The 21552-nt window shown below is 70.7% G+C and carries 15 protein-coding genes; 4 read left to right on the top strand and 11 right to left on the bottom strand.

Annotated features, from left to right (window positions below; genetic code table 11):
• The first annotated feature begins 2 nt into the window (after positions 1-2).
• The 4 genes from VF557_18375 to VF557_18360 are packed head-to-tail and all read left to right on the top strand — an operon-like array spanning position 3 to position 10301.
• Positions 3-2873 carry a hypothetical protein gene (locus tag VF557_18375; protein HEX8082184.1) on the top strand — a complete coding sequence of 957 codons (2871 nt, stop codon included), beginning with the start codon at positions 3-5 and terminating at the stop codon, positions 2871-2873.
• Positions 2873-7012, top strand: a complete 4140-nt coding sequence (locus VF557_18370) for a hypothetical protein (protein ID HEX8082183.1) — start codon at positions 2873-2875, stop codon at positions 7010-7012. The genes VF557_18375 and VF557_18370 overlap by 1 nt, the downstream gene beginning before the upstream one ends.
• Complete coding sequence (locus VF557_18365; GenBank protein HEX8082182.1) at positions 7009-8664, top strand: hypothetical protein; 1656 nt, start codon at positions 7009-7011, stop codon at positions 8662-8664. The genes VF557_18370 and VF557_18365 overlap by 4 nt, the downstream gene beginning before the upstream one ends.
• 38 nt (positions 8665-8702) lie before the next feature.
• Entirely contained in the window at positions 8703-10301 is a 1599-nt protein-coding gene (locus VF557_18360; GenBank protein ID HEX8082181.1) for a hypothetical protein, read from the top strand.
• Between the two features lie 60 nt (positions 10302-10361).
• On the opposite strand, the gene VF557_18355 is transcribed toward VF557_18360, so the two are convergent.
• The 11 genes from VF557_18355 to VF557_18305 all read right to left on the bottom strand — a co-directional run bounded on the left by VF557_18355 (position 10362) and on the right by VF557_18305 (position 21526).
• Entirely contained in the window at positions 10362-11144 is a 783-nt protein-coding gene (locus tag VF557_18355; protein HEX8082180.1) for a peptidoglycan-binding protein, read from the bottom strand.
• Positions 11145-11175: 31 nt separating this feature from the next.
• Positions 11176-12048 (bottom strand): peptidoglycan-binding protein, encoded by an 873-nt coding sequence (locus VF557_18350; GenBank protein HEX8082179.1) that lies wholly within the window; start codon positions 12046-12048, stop codon positions 11176-11178.
• A 143-nt stretch (positions 12049-12191) separates the two neighbouring features.
• Positions 12192-13139, bottom strand: coding sequence for an aldo/keto reductase (locus VF557_18345; GenBank protein HEX8082178.1), 948 nt, complete (start codon positions 13137-13139; stop codon positions 12192-12194).
• Positions 13140-13189: 50 nt separating this feature from the next.
• Positions 13190-13870, bottom strand: a complete 681-nt coding sequence (locus VF557_18340) for a GntR family transcriptional regulator (protein HEX8082177.1) — start codon at positions 13868-13870, stop codon at positions 13190-13192.
• A gap of 10 nt (positions 13871-13880) precedes the next feature.
• Positions 13881-15245, bottom strand: a complete 1365-nt coding sequence (locus tag VF557_18335; protein HEX8082176.1) for an aldehyde dehydrogenase family protein — start codon at positions 15243-15245, stop codon at positions 13881-13883.
• A 14-nt stretch (positions 15246-15259) separates the two neighbouring features.
• Positions 15260-16261 carry a proline racemase family protein gene (locus VF557_18330; GenBank protein ID HEX8082175.1) on the bottom strand — a complete coding sequence of 334 codons (1002 nt, stop codon included), beginning with the start codon at positions 16259-16261 and terminating at the stop codon, positions 15260-15262.
• Between the two features lie 43 nt (positions 16262-16304).
• On the bottom strand, positions 16305-17201 hold the full coding sequence (locus VF557_18325) for a dihydrodipicolinate synthase family protein (protein ID HEX8082174.1): 897 nt from the start codon (positions 17199-17201) through the stop codon (positions 16305-16307).
• 11 nt (positions 17202-17212) lie between these two features.
• Complete coding sequence (locus tag VF557_18320) at positions 17213-18721, bottom strand: FAD-dependent oxidoreductase (protein HEX8082173.1); 1509 nt, start codon at positions 18719-18721, stop codon at positions 17213-17215.
• Positions 18705-18974, bottom strand: coding sequence for a (2Fe-2S)-binding protein (locus VF557_18315; GenBank protein HEX8082172.1), 270 nt, complete (start codon positions 18972-18974; stop codon positions 18705-18707). Before VF557_18315 ends, VF557_18320 begins: the two co-directional genes overlap by 17 nt.
• Positions 18971-20116: an FAD-binding oxidoreductase gene (locus VF557_18310; GenBank protein HEX8082171.1), complete on the bottom strand. Its 1146-nt coding sequence runs from the start codon at positions 20114-20116 to the stop codon at positions 18971-18973. Before VF557_18310 ends, VF557_18315 begins: the two co-directional genes overlap by 4 nt.
• A gap of 144 nt (positions 20117-20260) precedes the next feature.
• A complete protein-coding gene (locus tag VF557_18305; protein HEX8082170.1) occupies positions 20261-21526 on the bottom strand; it encodes a helix-turn-helix domain-containing protein in 1266 nt (421 codons plus the stop codon).
• Positions 21527-21552 lie beyond the last annotated feature (26 nt).

Here is a 21552-nt window from a genome sequence, read left to right as displayed (position 1 = left end):
CGATGGCCGATCTGAGGTTCGCCGCCTACGTCCAGGGTCCGCTGGGCGAGGCGATCCAGGCGACTGAGAACATGGGCGTGCTGCCCGCCGCGGCGTTCGCGCCGGCGGTGACCCTGGTGGGACCGCAGGCCCAGACCCAGTCGCTCAAGGGCCCTGAGATGCGACTGCTCGGGCCCGGTGACATCCAAGGCCTGGCAGCCGGGACGGTCGTGCGCGCCGAGCCGTCGCCTGGAGCGGCAGACGTCGAACCGAATTACCTCGCAGCTGTCGAGGTGAGTCCGGTGGAGCTGCCGTGGGTGCTCACCCCGGCCAGGGCCACCGATGGCAGGCTGCGGCCCTGGCTGGTGCTCGTCGTCCTGGACGCCAGCCGCACCCTCCTGACGCCCGGCGAGCCGCTGCCTTCGGTCGAGGCTGATGTCAGCGAGTTGCCGGACCTTGGCGACTCATGGGGCTGGGCGCATGTGCAGCGGACGTCGGGCGCGGGCGAGCTGACCGGCGGCGGCCAACCCTCGGCCGCGGCGATCGCCAGGCTGATCTGCCCCCGCCACTTGAAACCGGGCGTCACCTACCGCGCGTGCCTGGTGCCCTCCTTCGCCTCGGGAGTGGCTGCCGGACTTGGCGATCCGCAAGCGCACCAGGCGCCTCATGAGCCCGCCTGGGATGTCGCTTCGGGCGGCAGCGTCCGGCTTCCGGTCTATTACTCCTGGACGTTCACCACCGGGCCGGAGGGCGACTTCGAGCAGTTGGTGCGGCGGCTCCGGCCGGCTGACACCGATGCGCTGCAAGTGTCCTCGGCGCGCGCGATCGACGTGCGCGCCCCCTGGTCGCGCGATGCCGCGCTGGCCGACAGCGCACAGCTCATCGGGGTGCAGGGCGCGCTCGTCCCGTTCGGCGCCGCGCCGACTCCCGATCCCGTGGTGTCGCCCGAGACACTGGCTGCCATCGACACCCGGCTTCGGGCCCAGCTGGACGAGCCCGCTCAGCGCATCCTGCGGGCTCGGCAGGAGGACACGACCGGATCGCTGGCTCCACCGCTCTACGGTGGCCGCCATGTCTGCCACGACCTGGTCGAGTCCGGCCCGGCGTGGCTGGCCCAGCTCAACACTGACATCGGCAATCGGATCGCCGCCGGGCTGGGCGCTGAGTACGTGCGGGCCCATCAGGAGGACCTGATGGCCAGGGCGTGGGCGCAGGTCGGTGCGATCAGGGAGGCCAACCGCCTTCGAGCGGTCGTCGAGCTCACCACCGAGGTCGCCGCCCGGGTTCACGATCGCCATGTCGCGCCGCTGCTTCCGGGGGAGTTACTGGCCCTGGCCGCACCCGCGAGCGCCCGGGTCCGGACCACCGACACGACCACGCTGGCGACCGAGGTCCGGATGAGCCGGCTGACCGACGGCGCGGCCAGTTCGGCGTTCGCGCGCCGCGTCCGGCCCTCGGGCAAGCTGGCTCAGCGAACCGGTGTGACGGTCGGCAACGTCGTGCCCCGGGCGCTGGCCGGAGAAGTCACGGTGCCGGCCGGCGCTCCGGTCATACCCGCTCCGCTCGCTGTGAACGCGGCCGGCAGCACGGCCTTGTCCTCCGTCGCCGCCGCGAACCAGCTGGTGGCCATCAATGCCCTTGCCCGGGTCGCCGCCGTCAACGACCAGGGTGCGGGGGGTGGAGCGCTCGTCGAGCGGATCGGCGGCCTGGGCCTGGACAGCGCGCTGATGACCTCGATCGGAGCGGGTGATCTGGGCGCGGTGGTCGACGCCATCGCCGGACAGGCCGATCCGATCGCCCAGATGGCCAACCAGGTGCTGACCGACATGAGCACCGGCGACGCCTTCGGATCGGTGTCCCGGTACGGCGTCGCCATCGAGGCGGCCGGTCTCGCGGGCCGCATCAGCGCCGCGCTCCATCCCGGCGCGAGCCACTGGTCGCGACTGGAAAGCCAGACCGCGCTGCCCGATCGCCTCGTCACGCCGGCCCCGAGCGATCCGGTGATGGCCTATCCGGAGTTCCGGCTTCCGACAGCGCTCGCGCTGCTCTCAGCGGACCCGGAGTGGTTCCTGCCCGGCCTGGGCGCGCTGCCGATGAACCAGGTGGCGTTGTTGCAGCAGAACGGCCCTTTCATCGAGTCCTACCTCGTCGGGATCAACCACGAGATGATGCGGGAGCTGCTGTGGCGCGAGTACCCCACCGATCGCCGCGGCACCCCGTTCCAGCGGTTCTGGCCGCGCCCGGACGGCTCAGCGGAGATCGCGCCGATCAACACCTGGACCGATTCCACCGAGCTGGGTCGCCGGCTGCTCAACGTGGACGGCCTGGTGGTGCTGCTGATCCGCGCCGACGTGCTGCGCCGGTACCCGGATCTGGTGGTCACCGCGGTGCCCACCGGCAACCCCGACCACGCCGGTGGCCACTACCGGCCCGATCCGGCCCGCCCGCCCGTCACTCCCACCTTCGTCATCAAGGTCGACGAGTCGACGAACGCCTACGGCTTCGAAATTCCCGAGGAGCAATTGACCAGGCCTGCCACCGTCGGTTCCTTCGGCTGGTTCTTCGTGCTCGCTGAGCACAGCTTCCGGATCCGGTTCGGCTTCGACGAGGCGCCGGAGCCGCCGACTCCGCCGGCGCCGCCGGAACCGGTTGGTTTCGCCAGCTGGAACGACGCGAGGTGGCCGGCTGCGGACGGCAGCCAGTCCGCTGCCTTCGTTCCGGTGGTTCGGGAGCACGCGGTCGCCGGCCTGCCGTTCGGCCCTCCACCCGGCCTGCCCGACGGCTCGGCCGGGTGGAACCGCGACGCCGCTGACATCGCCCGGATCACGTTGCAGCGCCCCTTCCGAGTCGCGATCCAAGCCGAGATCCTCCTTCCTCCGACAGGCGGTGGCTGATGGCGGAACTGACGGACCGGCGGTTCGCGGTCGGCTCCGCACGAGCCGAGCGAGAACTCGCCCTGCGCAACCTGCACAGCGCCGAGTCGCACGCGGATTTCTGGCGTGAGGCCGACGGCTCCTTCCAGGTCGTCGATCAGGGGCTGAACCCGGAGATCTACGCCGAGATCCAGACGCTGCAACCCGCGCTCGACGCCGGGGCGGCAGCGCTGCAGGCTGCCACCGCCAGGTACGACGAAGCGGCACGGGCCTATGACAGCCTGGCTGCGGAGTCCCCGCTCTTCGCCAGCGACAACAGCGACCCCATCCTGCTGCTACCGCTGAGGTTGGAGGCGGTGTACCGGGACAACGCCGGCTCGCCCGAACTGCGGATCCGGGTCTATCCCGACGACGTGCACGTCGACAGCCACGAGCTGGCGCTGACCGAAGGCGAACGCCGAGCAGGAACCGCCTACTGGCGCGAAATCTTCGCCGCCGGCATGGATGTGCCGAGGCGGCAGGCCGCCTGGCGAGCCCTCGTCGCGGCGTCCGGCGGAGAGCGGGCGAGCTGGGTCCGTGCCGCGTTGACCCCGTCCGGCCAACCGCCCGGCGAGCCGGGCTTTCCTGACGTTGAGCTGCGCCCGGAGGCCTGGATGCGGTCCGCGCGCACCCTGCTGTTGCCTGATCGGCTGGAATTCTCGGCCTACCGGGACGGTGCGCTGGTGTGGCGCGAGGTCGGCGCGGACATCCCGGACACGCTGCCGGTGGGACTGGCCCCGAAGGCGACCGGCGGCGGCGCGGGCCCGGACTCGCTTCCGTTCGACGACACGAGCCGGTGGTTGATCGACTTTCCGAAGGCCGTCGAGTGCGGGATGGGGCTCGCTGTTCCACTTGAGGATCCAGAGCAAAGCTTCGATCTGCTGACCGTCGTCGGGGTGTCCTCTCAGGACAGCGCCACCGGAGCGGCCAGGGTCCAGGACATGCTCGCTGCCCACACGTTCTCCGGCGGCCTGTCACCCCTGCCGGCCCGCACCCCGACGAACAACACGCCAGAGACCCGCAGCGGCTGGCTATCCCGAGGCGCCCCGAACGACCCCGACCTGGTCGAGAGATGGCGGGCGGCATACGACGCCTCCAGCCCCCAGGAGGCAGCGCGGCTCGCTCGGGCTCTCGGCGTCGACGGGGCAGCGGTGCTGGCCGGCGTGTGCGACCCTGGCAGCGACGATGAGGCGCTGCTGCACAGGCTGCACAGCCTGCAGGCCGACTTCTACTCCTGGTCGCGGATGTGGCGCCCGCGCGAGAGCGCCGACACCGGTAACTCCACGCCGTGCCGGGATCCGTGGTTCCTCGCGGCGCGCGATCACTACAGCAAGTACGTCCGAGCGCGGGGACCGCTGCCCGTGCTGCGCATCGCGCGCCAGCCTTACGGGCTGCTTCCGGTCAGCTCGACCGACCTGTGGCGTGGCGAGGACGTCGATCCGAACATCACCTTCTACGTCGGGTCCTTCCTCGCCGTGATGGCCGAACATCTGGACCGCGGCCTGCAGGTCGGCGAGGGGGCCGACCAGGACGCGGTCCTTCTCGATCTGCTGAGCCGGGAAGCGAGTCCGCGCCAGTTGAACGGCTATCCCAACTTCGCGGGCACGTGGGAAGGTAAGAAGCCGCCGCCTGCCGCGGTCGGCGCGATCCCGTCGACCTCACCGCTGGCGTGGCGGCACGCCGAGCAGGGTGGGGCCCAAGTCCTCGACCCCTTCCCGGACGGGCTGCCGCAGGCTTTGGCGCCCGCGGTCTCGGGCCATCCACTGGCCCAGTTGCTGTTCCTGTTCGACGAGGGGCTTGCGCACATGCGCCAGACGCACACGCCGCCGGCCCCGGATCCGTTCGACGACACCTACCGATCGCTCACCGAGCCGCTCTGGCAGCTTCGAAACCCTCCGACGACCAGCATGTTCTACGCCCAAGCCGAATGGACCTACAACTTCTTGCGCAACCTGGTCTCCCTCGGCGGTCCGGCACTGCCTGACGCCGTCGCCGAGCGAGCCGCCACCGGTGCGCCGGTCCGGGAGCTGTTCGCGCACTTCGTCACGGTCGAGGACGACGCCATCGCCGACCTGCCGCGGCTGGAGCGGCTGTACCGCGAGACGTTGGAGGCGCTGTCGAGCCGGGTGGACGCGTGGGTGTCGTCCTTGGCGGCCTCGCGCCTGGACGGTCTGCGAAAGGCCAGGCCGAGCGGGATACGCACCGGCGGGTACGGCTGGCTCACCAACATCGAGTCCATTAATCCCAATCCGCAGCGGCAGGGCTACCTCCTCACGCCGTCCCTGCACCACGCGACCACCGCGGCGGTGTTGAGGTCGGGCTGGCAGGCCCACTCGGACAAGGGCGCGTTCGCGGTCGACATCCAGTCGGCGCGGGTCCGGCGGGCGCAGGCGATGATCGAAGGCGTGCGCGGCGGCCAAACGGTCAACGCGCTGCTGGGGTACCAGTTCGAGCGGGCCCTGCACGACGCGAAGCTGGATGCCTGCGTCGCCGGCTTCCGGCAGGCGTACCCGCTCGCCCCGCTTGTCGAGGCCGAGGCGCCGGGTCACGAGGAGGCCAAGGTGTCGATCGGCGCCCGCAACGTCGTCGACGGGCAAGCCCTGCGCCGGGACCGGGCACGCTTCGACTCCGATGACACCCTGCGCTCGATCACCGGTGCCGACCCTCAGGCGGACGGCCCTGCCATCCGTCGGATGCTCGCCGAGCTCGAGGAGACCTTCGACGCGGTCAGTGATCTGCTGCTGGCCGAGAGCGTCCACCAGCTCGTCGGCGGCAGCGCGCTGCGGGCCGGGCTCGCCGCGGACGCGATCGGCAGGGGCCAGGACCTGCCCTCGGATTACGACGTGCTGCGCACCCCGCGCGGCGGCATAGCGGTGACTCATCACGTCGGCATGCTTTTGCCCGCAGCCATGCCGCCCGGCTGGAACGACGACCGGCCGCTCGCTCAGCTGGAGCCCGGCGTCGAAGGTTGGCTGCGCCGCCGGTTCGGAGCCGCGGCCGACGCACCGCTCAGCGCTCGCCTCGGCGCGCTCGGCTGGTGCGCGCTCGACCTGTTGATCGCGCCCGCGACCAGCGTCCGGGACGCGCTCACGGCTGCCGGCGACTTTGACGAGGCGGCGTTCACCGACCTCATGCTGCTCTGCGAGCGGCTGCGGGCGGTGACCTCCGGCGCGACCCCGCTGACTCCCGCGCACCTGGACCCGGCCGATCCGGAGCCAGGGTCTGGACACCACCTCACTGACCTGGGTGACCGGGTGGGTGGCTGGCTGGCCAAAGTCCGCGCGGCTGCCAAGGATCTGGGCCGCATCGACTCGGCCGAGGCCGCGGAGCCCGTAGTGCGGCGGCTGGCCGAGCTCGGATTGCCCGTGGGAGCCGGCCCCGCCGCCGCCGACCTTGACCGGTTGCGCTCGCTGCTCGGTTCGGTCGATCTCGCCGATCGGGCCGCGCCGCCTGATCCGAACGCTCAACCGGCCGCCGCCGGCGCGTGGGTGGCCAGCTTGCTCGCGGTCACCGCTGCCCTGCTGCACCCTGCCGTGAAGGTGGCGCCCCGGTTGACGCGCGGCCTTCCACCCGCCCCGGCGCCAGCTCCCGACGCCGACGCGGTGGCCGGTTGGCTGCGCGACATGTGCCTGGTCCGCCCGCGAGTCGACACGCTCGACGGTGCGATGGTCGCCGCTGAGGTGCTGGCCCAGACGTCCGCGGCCTCCTATGTCCTCGCCCAGCCAGTCGCAGCCGAGGCCGCCGCGCAGCCGTGGGTGGCGACCGCTGCGCTGGCCGAGGGCGCCGGCCCGCGCAACTCGCTGGTGCTCCAGCAGGACGACCCCGCTGACACCCACGCCGGCCTGGTGGTCGACTCCTGGACGGAGGTGGTGCCCCGGCCGCCCGGCGCGCACGGCGCGGAGGAGATCGTCGGCGTGGCGTTCGACTACGACCGGCCGGGCGCCCGCCCGCCGCAGGCCATGCTCATCGCCGTTCCGCCGGATCCCGCTCGCGGCTGGTGTCTGGAGGACGTGCACGCCTGCGTGGAGGAGACGCTGTTGCTGTCGCGGATCCGGACACTCGACCTGGTGGACGTGCCCGAGCTGCGCACCGTCCTCCCGATTCCGGACGGCCAGGGATGAGCCACTACGAGAGCCCGTCACGTGGCCATGGCATCGAAGAAGGCCTGGCCGCGCGGGTCTATGACCCGCTCTGGCTGTTGGGCAGGCAGTGGCAGTTCGGTGAGTTCCGCCACGAGAACGCGGCGTCGCCTGCCTGGGTGGAGGCAGTCCTGGACGTCCATCCGCTTGACCAGTGGCGTACCGCCGACGGCGAGAATTGGCAGACGTTTGCCTCCGGGGCCACTCCGCTCGAGCGACTTGTGGAAGAGCATGGGGGCGGGCCGTCGCCCCGCCTGCGGCTCGAGGGCGGCCTGCGGCTGCGCCGAATGCTCGCAGCTGCTGGAGCGGCCGATGACCTGGCAGCGTTCGTCGCGCGCTGTCCGTTCCCCAGCTCGGCGTTGCTCGACCAGGGCGACTCCGCGGTTCGCCGCGCATTACCGGACGGCGCCGGGCTGGCCGGCTGCCTGCAGCGGTTGTCCGATGCCGGGACCGTCGAGGAGGAGTTGGCTGCGCTGCGCGCGGGCGCGGCCGTGACCTCGACCGCCGCGCAGCTCGCGTCCCTGGCCGGCGACTGGCTCGAATGGTGGCGGGCGCAGGCGCCCGAGCTGATCCCCGCCGATCAGGACTGCTGGGATGAGCACCGCTTGGAGCACGCCTTCGCCCTTCGCGCGACCGGACTGCCGTCGGTGGAACTGCGCGCGAGCGAGTACCACGGGGGGCGGTTGGACTGGTCGGCGGTGGACGCCTTCGAGGTGGACGGTCCGGCGCCCGGAGAAGCGCGGCGGATCAAGCAGAGCGGAATCCCCGCTCCCGCGCGATTCGGCGGAATGCCCGCACCGCGGTTCTGGGAGATGGAGGACGCCCGATTCGACCCGGGGTCGGTGGACGCCGCACCCATCGACCTCGGCCGGCTGATGCTGGTCGGCTACGCCACGGTGTATGGCAATGACTGGTTCGTCGTTCCCATCCGGGTGCCGGTCTCGACCCTCAGCCAAGTGAGCCGGTTCGACGTGCACGACGTGTTCGGCGGCACGAGCACGCTCACCGCCATTGATCCGGACGTCGATGGGTGGAACCTCTTCAGCCTCAGCGCGGCGGAGCAACCGTTGACGCCAGGTCAGGAGCGGCCGACGAGTCCATGGTTCTTCCTCACGCCCGCCATTCCCGGCTCGCTGGAAAGCCAGCCGACCGACGTCGTGGTGCTGCTGCGTGACGAGATGGCCAACCTCGCGTGGGCCGTGGAGTCGATCGTGTGCGATGACCAAGGCCGCGCCCGCGACCGGTTCGCCGAGTGGGCCGCCCGGGATATCCCGCCGCCGGTGATCACCGAGCACCCGGCTTATCACGTCGACTCAGACGTGCCTGATCACTGGTTTCCCTTGATGCCCGAGCAACTCTCGGATCAGGAGTCGATCCGGCTCCGGCTCGTTCCGCTGTCGCGCATCGTCAACGGCGAGGTCAGCAACCTCCAACCTGCCGGGACGCTGCTGCCGTCGGGAAACGTGTGGCTGCATGAGGAGGAGGTTCCGCGCTCGGGCGTTCAGGTGGTGCGGACCTGGCAGCACGCACGCTGGCACGACGGGTCGCGCCACCTCTGGCAGGCCAGGCGCAAGCTGACCGGCAGCGGCGAGGGGTCAAGCGGTTTGCGGTTCGACCAGGTCGACAAGACGTAGTTTCCGCTCAGGCCGGCGGCCGGCGAGAGGGGGGAACCGTGGAGCTCAAGACCCAGTGGCGGCGCTGCAGTCACTGCCGCACCCTGGTGTACATCGGACACACCAGCGGCGCCTGTTCCGACGGCGGGATGCATCGCTTCGCGGTCAGCCGGGAATACCTGCTTCCGTACGGCCCCGCGCAGGACGGAGCCCAACCGGGCTGGCGCCGCTGTCTGAGGTGCGAGGGACTGGCGTTCAGCCACATCCCGGGCCGATGCCAGGACGGCACTCCGCACGACCTGAGTGACGCCTCTTTCGAGTACAGCGTGCCGGTCGTTTCCCACATCCCCGGCGCCCAGCCGGGTTGGCGTTCCTGCAGCGTGTGCCGCGGGCTGTACGACAGCTCGAAGCAGGATGCCGTGTGCTTCTCGGGTGGTCCGCACGATCCCACGGGCAGCTGGGAGTACAGCGTTCCGCTCGTGCAGTCGGGCTTGCAGCAATGGTGGACCTGGTGCGGCAACTGCCAAGGAATCGTCATCGCCGACTACCTTGCTAACCAATGTGTGAACGGCGGCAGTCACACCCCGAGCGGTGACGGTTACGTCCTGCCCTTCGGCATCTCCCTGGAGGGCACCCAGTCAGGCTGGCGTCAATGCGGCCGCTGCCAGGCGCTGGCCTTCGGCGGCATCTCCAACGGGGCCTGCTTCGTCGGCGGCGAGCATGACTACGCCGACAGCGCCGACTACAGCGTCGCGGTCGACGCCCGGCCGGACGCCCAACCCGGCTGGAAGTGGTGCAGCAAGTGCCAATTGCTGGCGATGACCAGTCTTGCCATCGGACCCTGCCCAGCAGGTGAGGTTCACGATCACTCCACCAGCGGCGCCTACAGCGTGTTTCCCGACCTGCTCGCCAACGGGCAGCCCGGGTGGCGCAAGTGCGGCAAGTGCAACGGCATGACGTTCACTCAGCTGTCACACGGCGTGTGCCGCGACGGACAGCCCCACGACCTTGCCGACAGCGGCGCCTACAGCATTCCGGTCGACGCCGCACCGATCGGAGGCGAGTCAAACTGGCGATGCTGCAACCGGTGCCAAGGCCTCGCCTACGGGGGCGACTCAGCCGGCAACTGCTGGGACGGCGCCGCTCACGACTTCACCGACAGTCGGCTGTACGGGATTCCGGTCGAGTTCCCGCCGGAGGGCGCCGAGGCCGGCTGGCGCCGGTGCGCACGGTGCGGGGGCCTGGCGTTCGAGGGCGACGGCGGCGGTGTGTGCGCCGGGGGGCAACCGCACGACTTCACGACAAGCCTGGCGTACAGCCTCGCGGTCAAGGCGCCACCCGAGTCGGCACCGGTCGAGGAGGCACCGGTGGCAGCCGGGCCTCGCCTGACTGTCACAAGCAGCGCCGAGTCCGTCGTCGTCAATGGCGCGGGCTTCAACGCCGCCGCCAGCATCGGCCTTACTTTCCTGCATGGCGCCGTCTCGAAGGCCGTCACGGTGACCTCGGACGAGCAGGGCGGGTTCCACTACGTCGACGACGTGGTCACCGAGGTGGACGGCGGTGGCGTGGTCATCGCCAAAGACGCGGCGGCGGGCACAGCTGTGACCGGGCGGCTGACGAGGTTCGTCCCCGGGGCCACGCCGCCACCGCAAGGATGAGCACCCGAGCCGCGGGCGGACGGCGCTGCCCTAGGCCGACGGCCTGGCCAAGATCAGACGTCAGACGCCGTCGACCTGGTGACCCTGCTCGATGAGGGCGTTCGCGAGCGCGGCACGGGTGTTGGGCCCGGCCTGCCCGTCCTGCGAAAGGCCTTGGGATGCCTGGAACTGCGTGACAGCGGCCCGCGTCTTGGGCCCGTCCAGACCGTCGATGCCTCCAGGGTCGAATCCGAGCACCGCCAGGCCTTCCTGGATCCCGCGCAGGGAGCCGAGGTGATACACCTTCGCGCCACCGCTGGATCCACCACCGCCGGATCCTCCGCCGGGCACCGGTGGTGAGCCGTCCTGCATAAAGCTGACCGAGGTGACGGTGTCGGAATTCGAGATGTCCAGGAACAGCTGGTACAGGTCCACGCCCTGGTACCGGCCACCCGGCGCGCCGCCGATGATCTCGACGAGGGCCATGTGCACGTGCGGCGGGATACCTCCCGAGGCCAGCACCGTTCCCAGCACGTCGCCTCTGGAGACCGTCGATCCGACGGCCAAGTTCGCGGGCACATCGGCGAGGTGGGTGTAGAAGCCACCCATCATGTCGTTCGACGCCCGCATGAAAAGCTGCGCGCCGTAGACCTTGCCGCTGTCCGTGGCGGGATCGTGCGGGCTCAGTTTCGTGATGTGCGCGTCGAAGGCGGCATGAATCTCGGTGCCAGGGGGCGCGCCCAGATCCATACCGAACTGGATGTACCACTCGGGCGGATGGTGGCCACCGGAGTTGGGTCCGCCGTGTCCTCTGGTAAACCCAGAGGGGAAGGGGCTGGATATGTCGATGTCGAAAGCGGCCACGTCGTTGTGCCTTTCTGCTTGGGTAATGGGTTCAGACGCCCAGCGCGATGAAACCAAGGCTGGCGAGCTGACCACTGAGCGCGCTCAGCGTGTCCGGATCGTTGAACGCTCCGCTCGGGGGCAGCCCGTTGTTGGTCTGGAACGCGCGGACACCGCCCTGGGTGCTCGGGCCGTCCGCGCCGTCCTGACGGCCCGGCCGGTATCCGAGGGCGAGTAGCGCACCCTGCACGCCGAACACGTCGGAAAGGTCCAGGGCGATCTGCTCGAACGGCAATCCTTGATCCTCGACCACCTGGGCGAGCTGGAAGTGCTTGCGGTCAAGGGCGTTCCGAACCCGGATGGTCCCCTCGTCAGGGTTGAAGTGGCATTCGTCGGCGGCGCCGTTCCAGTTCCGCGCTGCGACGTGGCCTTGGAGTTTGGGAAACTTAAAAGCCGGCCCCAGCGCCCAGCACATGCTCATGGTGGCCAACTGGGCGTTCGCCGGCCAGCTGGCGAAGTCGGCGAACTCACCGCGTGCGACGAGATAGGACTCCATCTGATCGAGCTTGGCCAGCACATGATGGTCGATGTCAGCATCCTCGACGTGCAGCGACGTCAGTGGTTTGAACGCCTTGTGTCCTTGAGGCGCCAGGTCCAGGCGAGCCTTCACCGCATCCCAGTCGGCAGCGACCTGATCCGGTGTCGCCTCCGAGCCGTTGGCGTCCAACCAGCGCAACTCGTTGGCTAGGTCGAGGGAGCGCGCCCGCTCGTCAGAAGTCGGCATCGAATTGGGACGGGGCGTCTCGTCGATCTTGTTGCCGATGCCCGTGCTCAGCCAGCCCTTCTGGTCCAGGTACATGAAGTCGACCCGGCCCTCCAAAGGGTCGTTGAAAGAGATCCAGTAATCGCGCACGCTCTGATGCATATTTGAGCTCCCCGTTCATCGCGCGTCGGGCGGCGTGGTGGCTCGTCCGACTCCGCGGAGATGTGTGGCCGGTCACATCCTGCCATCAAAGTGCCGGCCGGGATAGGTGGCTTCAGCCGCTGTCTCCGACGAACGGGGGCACCTCAGTAACGTGCGCCTGCGGGCTCTGAAAGCCCATCGAGCAAGCGTGCGTCGTCCTCGCTTAGCTCGATCAGCGCCGCGCGGGCGTTCTCGATGACCCGGGCCGGGCGCCTGGTGCCCGGGATCGGGAGAACGCAGCGGCTCTGGCCGAGCAACCAGCGCAGGGCGACCTGCGCCGCTGACGCGCCGACTCGCTCCGCCACCTCAAGGACGGCCGCCAGCAGGCTCTCGTTCGCGCGCAGCGCCGCCGGCTGGAACCGCGGGTTGTCCCGGCGCCAGTCATCGGCGGGCAGGTCCGCTGCCGAGCGGATCGCGCCGGTCAGATACCCGCGTCCGAGCGGGGCGTAGGCGAGCAGGGCGGCGCCGTTGTCCTCGCACCAGCGCAGCACGCCGTTTCGGGCCGGATCCCTGGTCCACAGGCTGAACTCCGACTGCACCGAGGCGATCGGCGCGATCCGGGCGGCGCGCCCGAGCTCGTCCACGCTGACCTCGGACAGCCCGATCGCCCTTATCTTGCCTGCCTGAACGAGCTCGGCCAGCGCGGCCACGCTGTCCTCGACCGGGACGGCGGGATCGACGCGGTGCAGCTGGTACAGGTCGAGGTGCTCGGTTCGCAGGCGCCGCAGCGACGCCTCGCACGAGCCGTGGATGTGCGCTCGTGAGCCGTTGCGGTGGTACTGCGAGGCGCCGTCCACCAGCAGGCCGACCTTGGTGGCCAGAAACGCCTTCTCACGCCGCCCGGCCAGGGCGCGCCCGAGCAGCGACTCGTTGGCGAACGGCCCGTAGACGTCGGCGGTGTCGAGAAGGGTGACGCCGTGGTCCAGGGCTGCCTGGATCGTGGCGGTGGCCTCGTCGTCGTTGCGCGCGCCGCGGTCGTAGAACCAGCTCATCGGCATGCAGCCCAGGCCGATGGCGCCGACCTCGCGGCCGGCGATCGCGCGTTGCGGCATCGGCCGAGATTCCACAGTCATCGCATGCCTTTCGAGGTCGGGCCGCGCGGTCAGTCCTCGGCGTCGCCGGTCGCCCAGGAGCCGCGGACGTGTCCGATGTGTTGCCGCATCAGCCGCGCGGCGCCTGCCGCGTCGCCGTCCTTGATCAGGTCGAGCAGTTCGGTGTGCTCGTGCGAGGTGGGCAGCAGCTGTCCGGAGTCGGCCAGCCTGGACATGCCGTACAGGCGCGACCTGAGTCGCAATGACTGGACGGTGGAGACCAGCGTCTTGTTGGAGAGCAGGCCCAGAAGTGCCGAATGGAACTCGAGGTCGGCCTTGTTGTGGGCGATCATGTCGTTGCGCACGGCCGCGCGTTCGATCTGGGCGGCCAGCTGCTTCAACTTCTTGTACTCCTCGGCCTCCAGCCCTCGCCGGGCGAGCAGCCGCACCGCGGGCACCTCGATGAGCAGCCGCACTTCGGTGAGCTCGTCGAGTTCGGCGGCGTCGAGTTCCACGACCCGGAATCCCTTGTTGCGGACGGTCTCGACCAGGCCCTGGTTGACGAGGTCGAGGACGGCCTCGCGCACCGGGGTGGCCGACATGCGCAACTGGGCGGCCAGGGTCGGGGCGGAGTACACGACATCAGGCCGCAGTTCACCGGCGATGATCGCCGCCTGCAGGGTCTTGATGGCCTCGTCGCGAAGGCTGGTCCGGGAGCCGACCGAACGCAGGACCGGCGTGCTGGAGGTCATGGAAGGCGCCTCAGCCGGCTTCGATGGTGACGGTGTGCGAGCTGGTGAAGATGTCCACCGCGACCTTGCCCTGCTCCTTCGTGCCGTAGCTGGAGGCCTTCACACCGCCGAACGGCAGGTAGAAGTCGACTCCGGTGGTCGGCGCGTTGACCTTGATCATGCCCGCGTCCAGGCGGTTGGCGGCGTCCAGGACGCCGGCGAGGTCGCGGGTGTGCAGGCTGGCCACCAGGCCGTGCTGAACGGCGTTGGCGCGGCTGATCGCCTGGTTGAGGGTCGCGACCCTGCTGATCGAGCAGATCGGGCCGAACACCTCGTCGCATTCGAGCAGGTGGTCAGCTCCCAACCCGTCGACGAGCGTGGGCGCGACGAACCATCCGGTGTCGCCGGCCTCGGTCCCGCCGGTGAGCACCCGGCCGCCGCCGGCCTCGACACTCGCGGCGGCGGCCAGCACCCGATCGCGGGCGGCCGCGTCGATGACCGGGCCCACCGTGACGTCCTCCCGCGCCGGATCGCCGACCACGACGTTCCGAACCGCCTCGACGAGGGCCTCGACGAACCCGGCGGCGTCACCGACCACGATCACCCTTTTGGTGGCGGTGCATTTCTGTCCGGCGTAACCGGCGATGGCAGCCGCGATGCTGCCGGCGGTGGCCTCGACGTCGGCGTCGGGCAGGACGATCGCCGGGTTCTGCCCGCCCATCTCGGCCTGCACGGCGATGCCCCGCTGAGCCGCCGCGGCGACGATGGCGCGGCCCACTCCGGTCGAGCCGGTGAAGGAGACGACGTCGGCCTCCTCCAGAACGGCTCGGCCGGTGTCCGCGCCGCCGGCGACGACGGTGAACAGGCCGGCGGGCAGGTGCGGGGTGAGCAGCTCGGACAGCCGCAACGCGCAGGCGGTCGCCGGTTCGGCGGGCTTGAGCAGGACGGCGTTGCCGTAGGCCAGGGCCGGAGCCGCCTTCCACAGCGGGATCGCGAACGGGAAGTTCCACGGCGTGATGAGCCCGGCGAGCCCGCGTGGGCGCCGGGTGGTGAACAGCAAGCCCGCGCCGGACGGGTTGTGAGTGGCGCCGACCGGGTCGAAGGGCTGCTGGGCGTAGTAGCGCAGGATGGCCACCGACCGCGCGATCTCGCCCCGGGCCTCGGCCAGCGGCTTGCCGACCTCGCGCACCGCGAGCGCCGCCAGTTCGGTCGCGGCCTCCTGCACGGCGTCGGCCGCCTGGCCCAGCGCCTTGGCCCGCCCGGCGGCGCCGGCGTCGATCCACTCGGGCTGGGCCTTGCGGGCCGCCTGGGCCGCCTCGTGCACGTCCTCGGGCGTGCTCGCCCGGACCCGGGCCACGATGTCGTCAGGTCGTTGCGGGGAGGTCGAGGTGATCATGTTATCTCTCGCGTTCAAAAGCGGAATCCCGCCGGGAAGGGGTCGGTGGGGTCGAGCAGGTACTGCGCGGTTCCGGTGACCCACGCCCGACCGGTGATGGTCGGCACCACGGCGGACAGGTCACCGATCGTCGTCTCTTCCACGAGGCGTCCGATGAACCGGGTGCCGATGAACGACTCGTTGACGAAGTCGGTGTGCAGCGCGAGTTCGCCGCGGGCGTGCAGTTGCGCCATCCGGGCGCTGGTGCCGGTGCCGCACGGCGAGCGGTCGAACCATCCGGGATAGATCGCCATGGCATGACGGGAGTGCCGGGCGGTCGAGCCGGGGGCGATGAACTGCACGTGATGGCAACCGCTGATCTCGGGGGCCTCCGGGTGGACCGGTGACTTCGAGGCGTTGATGGCCTCCATGATCGCCAGCCCCGCCTCGACGATGCCTTGTTGCTGGGCGCGGTCGAAGGCGAAGCCGAGTTTGGCCAGCTCCACCATCGCGTAGAAGTTGCCGCCGAAGGCGATGTCGTAGTCCACCGTTCCCAGTCCCGGGACGTCGACCTGCTGGTCCAGGGCGAGGGAGAACGAGGCCACATTGCGGATGGTCACCGAGCGGGCGGCGCCGCCCTCGACCGCGACCTCGGCGACCACCACTCCGGCCGGGGTGTCCAACCTGATGGTGGTGACCGGTTCCACCACCGGCACCATGCCCGTCTCCACCAGGACCGTGGCCACCCCGATGGTGCCGTGCCCGCACATCGGCAGGCAGCCCGAGACCTCGATGTAGAGGACGCCCCAGTCACAGTCCGGACGGGTCGGGGGTTGCAGGATCGCGCCGGACATCGCGGCATGCCCCCTGGGCTCGAACATCAGCAGCGTCCGCAGGTCGTCCATGTCGCGCAGAAAGTTGACCCGCCGTTGCGCCATGGACTCGCCCGGAAGCACGCCCACCCCGCCGACGATGACGCGCGTCGGCATGCCTTCGGTGTGCGAGTCGACCGCGTGCAGCGTGCGTACCGACCTCATTGGTCGCTCCCTCTCAGTCTCAGCCGTAGTAGTCGGCGGGTGCTCAGCGCAGGCCGGCGGCCATCGCCTTCTCGGTCGCCTCGCGGATGACGGCCGCGTCGGCCTCGGACAGCGGCCCGCGCGGCGGCTGGCAGCGCCCACCGTCGATCGCGTCGGGGTTGAGGTCCATCGACAGCTTGATCGCCTGCACGAACTCGGTCTTGGAGTCCCAGCGCAGCAGCGAGTGCAGCGCGTAGTACAGCGGCAGCGCCTTGTCCAGATCGCGTGCCCGGGCGGCGTTGAACAGCTCGACGCAGGACGCGGGGAAGACGTTGGGGTAACCGGCGATCCAACCGGGCGAGCCGGTGAGGCAGAGCTCGACGACGACGTCGTCGCTGCCGGCGAGCACGTCGAGATCCGGGACGAGCTCGCGCAGCTCGTAGAACCGGCGCACGTCGCCGGAGAACTCCTTGACGGCGACGATGAGCCCCTCGTGGTAGAGCTGGGCCAGCAGTCTCGGAACGAGATCGACCTTGGTGTCGAACGGGTTGTTGTAGGCGACGATCGGGACGCCGGCCTCGGCGACGATGCGATAGTGCTCCACGACGTCGACGTCGCGGGCCCGGTAGGAGTTCGGAGGCAGCAACATCACGGCGGGACAGCCGGCCTCCGCGGCCAGCTCGGCGTGCCGGCGAGCCTGCTTGGCGCCGTAGGCGGCGATGCCGGGCATGACCACGAAATCGTCGGGCGCGGCCTGCACCGCGGTGCGCACCACGGCGTCCCGCTGGGCGTCGGTGAGAACCTGGTACTCACCGAGCGAGCCGTTGGGCGTCACCCCGTGGCAGCCGTTGGCGGCCAGCCACGCGACGTGGGTGGCGAAGGCATCCAGGTTTGGGGTGTCGTCGTCATTCCAGGGCAGTGCGGTGGCGACGAGTACTCCGTGCCAGGGCTTGCGGTCCATCTGGTGCTCCTTCAAGGGGTCATCGTTGCGGGTTCGGTGGGCGGGTGGGCGAGCAGCCCGAGCGGGATGGGCGCGGCGACCGGCCGGTTGGCGCTGCCGGCCAGATCGAGCGGCTGTCCGGTTCGCGACGCGGTCAGGCAGCTGGTGGCGTAGCCGCATTCGCGTCCCTGGCACCAGCCCATTCCGGAGCGGGACAGCAGCTTGACCGTACGGGCGTCCCGGGCGCCGGCGTCGATGGCGGCGTCGATCTCAGCGACACTGACCTCTTCGCATCGGCAGACCACCGTGCTCGGTTCGAGCGTGTCGAGCCAGAACCGGGGGACGGGGTAGACCGCGTGCATCGCGGCCGCGAAGCGGCGCAGCCGGTCCCGGGTCCGGATGGCCATCGCGACGGTTCTGCTTGATTCCACAGGGAAGTCGGGCTCACCGTCGGGTCGGGCCGGCGGGCCTGCCGGGTCGGCGGATCGGCTGGCGGCCCGCGCGGCGCAGACCCCCGCGACGACGCCTTCGGCCACGGCCAGCTGGGCGCCGCCGACGCCGGTGGTCTCCCCGGCCGCGAAGACGCGCGGGTTGCTGGTCTGCTGGGTGCTGTCGGTGGTGACGGCGAGCGTCCCGTCCGCGGTCACCGACAGCGCGCAGCCGGCTTGCGACGGCAGCTCGGACTGGGTGGTGAAGCCGTACCCGACGGCGAGCACGTCGACAGCCACCCGGCGGCGGGTGTGGTCGCGGACCTTGCCGGCCCGGTCCAGGCGGGCGACGGTCACCGCTTCCAGCCGGTCGCCGCCATGCGCCGCGACGACGACAGAGCCGGTGCGCAGCGGTATCCGGTGCCGTGCCAGGCCGAGCGCGTAGCCACCTGCCTCGCGGAGTTTGGCCGGCTGCGCCACGGCAGCGGGCAGTTGCCTGAACCAGCCGGCGGCGCGGTTGGCCTCGTGCACGCCGAGGACGTCGGCCCCATGGGCGGCCAGCGCGGTGGCCACGGGCAGCAGGAACGGCCCGGTGCCCGCGACCAGGACGCGGGGCCCGACGGCGACGCCGCTGCCCTTGAGCAGGGCCTGGGCGCCGCCCACGGTGAGGACGCCGGGCAGGTCCCAGCCGGGGAAGGGGACCTGCCGGTCATAGGCGCCGACAGCCAGCACCACCGCGTCGGCGCGCACGCACAGCTCGGCCGGGCGGTGCGGGTCGCGACGGTCGACGGCTGCGATCAGGCATTCCGACTCGTCGGCCTGCAGCGACCAGACCTGGTGCTCGAGGTGGACGGTGAGCCGCCCTGCCGCGACGAGGGCCGTCAACCGGCGGCGAAGGTCCTCATAGGTCGCGATGTCATGGTGCAGGCCGTCCGAGCCGTCCAGACCGGTCTTCTGGTGGCGCCAGTACTGGCCCCCCAGCCGAGCACCGGAATCGATCAGGATCGTCGACCCTCCTTGCTCGGCGGCGTGCACGGCCGCCGCCAGACCTGCCGGGCCGGCGCCGATGACGGCGACCGAGGGCTGCCCGGCGTCCTCAGCAGGCGAGGTCATCGTGACCCGTCCCGGTCTGGGTCGTGACGGTCATGCCGGCGGCGGCCGGCGCCAGGCAGGCGCGCTGGTTTCCGGCGCCGTTCACGCTGATCAGGCAGTCGTAGCAGACCCCGATGCCGCAGAACAGGCCGCGCGGCGTTGCATGCCGGCGGGTCACGCGCCAGCTGTAGATGCCGGCGTTGATCAGCGCGGCGCCCACGGTCTGGCCCTCGACGAAGTCGATCTCCCGCTCGTCGAAGGTGAATCCGGTCATGCCAGCCCTCCGATCAGGCGCTCCGGGCTGAAGGGCTTGGGATCCACGCTGGCCGGCTGCCCGGTGATCAGCTGGGTGATCAGCTCACCGGTCGCGGGGGCCAGGCCGATGCCGGCGCCCTCGTGCCCGCAGGCGTGCAGCACGCCCGGAACGCGCGGGTCGGCGCCGATCACGGGCAGGTGGTCGGGGCAGTAGGGGCGGAACCCGGCGTACACCCGCAGCAGTTGGATCTCGGCCAGCACCGGAAACAGGGTGATCGCTTGGGCCGCGAGCTGCCGCACCACCGGAATCGAGATCCTCTTGTCGAAGCCGACCCGTTCGCGGCTGGCGCCGATCAGCACCGGCCCCGATCGGGTTCCCTCGATCACGGGCGACAGCTCCAGGCCCGCGTTGTCCGAGGCGACGTTGGCGACGTAGTCGGCCGAGTAGACCTTGTGCCGGATGACCCGAGGCAGCGGCTCGGTGACCAGGATGAAGCCACGCCGCGGCAGGATCGGCACCTCGGCGCCCAACCGGGCCGAAACCTGCCCACCCCAGGTTCCGGCCGCGTTGACCACGTGATCGGCCGGCACCACGCCGGCGCCGGTGCGCACCCCGCTCAGCCGTCCGCCGGTCAGCACGCTGCCGGTGACTTCGACACCGGTGTGCACGACGGCCCCCAAGCCCCGGGCTGCCGCGAGCAGGCTGGCGGCGGCCAGCGCGGGCTGCACCTGCAGGTCGCCGGGGTAGAAGACGCCGCCCGCCATGGCGGGGGACAGGTGCGGTTCGGCTTCGAGCAGCTGCGCCCGGTCCAGCGGCTCACTGTCCACCCCTAGCGCACGCTGCTCGGCCGCGAACTCGCGCAGGGCGGTGAGCCCGCCGGCGCCGCTGGCGACCACCACGCCGCCTTTGCGTTCCAGCTCGAAGGCCTCGTTGCCCAGTTCCTCGCCGAGTTCGCTCCACAGCCGCGATGACCGCAACGCCAGGTCCAGCTCAGGACCGGCCTCCTTGTCTGACAGCAACAGGTTGCCCTCACCCGCGCCGGTGGTGCCGGCGGCGACGGCGCCGCGCTCCAGGACGGTGACCTCCAGACCCGCCCGGGCGGCGTAGAAGGCGCAGGCGGCACCCACGATGCCCGCGCCGACGATGACTACCCGTGCCACACCAGTACTATGTCACACGGCACTGAGTGAACACGCGGCGGCCGATCGGGCAGTTGCCGACATGCGCGCCGGCACCCGTCTGGGCAGCGCGACAAACCTGGACAGCATGGCCAGTAAGCGTTTGCCGATTCTCGGCAATCCGGCTCACGGGCCGGTCGGCAAGTCGCGGGCCGGCCAGTCGAACAGCCGCGCCGCCTCCACCGCGACCTGCAACGCGAACCGGGTGGCCGGATCGCTCGGGTCCTGCCCGGTCAGCGCTTTCACCCGGGCCAGGCGGTAGGTGATCGTTCGAACCGACACGTTCATCCGCCGCGCGGTCTCGGTGGCGACCGCGCCGCAGGAGAAGTAACAACGAAGGGTCTCCAGGAGCAACCCAGGCCCGCCGCGGGCTCCGGCCAGGGGGGCCAGCAGGTCGCGGACCAGGTCGAGGGTGGCCGCCTGGTCACGCGCCAGGACGCGATAGACCAGCAAGTCACGTGGCTGCACCGTGCCGGCGTCCATCCCCAGCCGCTCGCCGAGGGCAAGCGCCTCCCGGGCCTCCTCATAGGACCGGGCTATCCCGTAGGCGCCGACGTAGGGCCGGCCTGCTGAGGTGTGCCACGGCTGACCGGACGTCAGACGGCTGAGCTCTTTCTGGATCACCTCGGTGACCTCGATCGATCTGGCCCGGGAGCTCCTGCTCGGCCCAGGGACCAGGACGACGACGTTGCCGTCCTTGGTGGCAACCAGCACCTCGCGATCGCCGAACTGCTCGACGACGGCCCGTTCCAGGACTGTCGCCGCCCGGTCGATAACTGTCGTCACCCGATCGATGGCGGTCGTCGTTCGATCGAGTTTGTCCTGTGGATCACTGGGTGCGGCCAGCGCCACCTGATGCGACTGGCCGAGATCGAGCCCGAACGGCTCGGCGCGCTCGACCAGGCGCGAGACGTCGGCGTCACCGCGCAACAGGTCGTCGATGAATTCCCGCCGCAGTGATTCCTCGTGGCGGATCATCTCGCGTCGCGCGGCCTGGTGGCTGTCCAGGAACACGCCGATGGCATCGTCGAGTACCCGCAACACCGCCTCAGCGGCCTCCCGAACCCGCTCGCGGTCACGACTGCGCACCACCATGGGCAGTTGCCTCCAGAGCCGCCACGCCGCCCCGAGGTAGAGCTCCACCGCCTGCCCCGCGCCGACGCCTTGCTCGGCGGCGCTGCGGCCGAGGTCCCGGACGGCCGCCAACTGCTCCGGTCGTGGCCGGCGGCCCGAGACCGCCGCGTCAGCCAGCATCGTCAGGTACTCGCCCAGCAACTCCACCGGCGCCTGGCAAGCCTTGGCCGTGGACTCCGCGACGGCGCGAAGCCAGTCGTCCTGATCGAGGCCCGGCACCCCTTCTGAACCGGTTGGCTTGCCGGACTTGGCCGTCATGCTCGGCTCCTCAGCTGTCCCTGCTC

The organism is Jatrophihabitans sp. (genome assembly GCA_036389035.1).
In the GTDB taxonomy this organism is placed as follows: Bacteria; Actinomycetota; Actinomycetes; order Mycobacteriales; family Jatrophihabitantaceae; genus Jatrophihabitans_A.
This window is presented reverse-complemented; position numbering and strand designations above follow the sequence as displayed.

Bases quoted from the DNA above. Each gene is read 5' to 3' on its own strand.
- VF557_18350 (HEX8082179.1), bottom strand. From the start codon at position 12,048: ATGCATCAGAGCGTGCGCGATTACTGGATCTCTTTCAACGACCCTTTG.
- VF557_18365 (HEX8082182.1), top strand. From the start codon at position 7,009: ATGAGCCACTACGAGAGCCCGTCACGTGGCCATGGCATCGAAGAAGGC.
- VF557_18345 (HEX8082178.1), bottom strand. From the start codon at position 13,139: ATGCCGCAACGCGCGATCGCCGGCCGCGAGGTCGGCGCCATCGGCCTG.
- VF557_18305 (HEX8082170.1), bottom strand. From the start codon at position 21,526: ATGACGGCCAAGTCCGGCAAGCCAACCGGTTCAGAAGGGGTGCCGGGC.
- VF557_18320 (HEX8082173.1), bottom strand. From the start codon at position 18,721: ATGACCTCGCCTGCTGAGGACGCCGGGCAGCCCTCGGTCGCCGTCATC.
- VF557_18325 (HEX8082174.1), bottom strand. From the start codon at position 17,201: ATGGACCGCAAGCCCTGGCACGGAGTACTCGTCGCCACCGCACTGCCC.
- VF557_18375 (HEX8082184.1), top strand. From the start codon at position 3: ATGGCCGATCTGAGGTTCGCCGCCTACGTCCAGGGTCCGCTGGGCGAG.
- VF557_18370 (HEX8082183.1), top strand. From the start codon at position 2,873: ATGGCGGAACTGACGGACCGGCGGTTCGCGGTCGGCTCCGCACGAGCC.
- VF557_18315 (HEX8082172.1), bottom strand. From the start codon at position 18,974: ATGACCGGATTCACCTTCGACGAGCGGGAGATCGACTTCGTCGAGGGC.
- VF557_18340 (HEX8082177.1), bottom strand. From the start codon at position 13,870: ATGACCTCCAGCACGCCGGTCCTGCGTTCGGTCGGCTCCCGGACCAGC.
- VF557_18330 (HEX8082175.1), bottom strand. From the start codon at position 16,261: ATGAGGTCGGTACGCACGCTGCACGCGGTCGACTCGCACACCGAAGGC.
- VF557_18335 (HEX8082176.1), bottom strand. From the start codon at position 15,245: ATGATCACCTCGACCTCCCCGCAACGACCTGACGACATCGTGGCCCGG.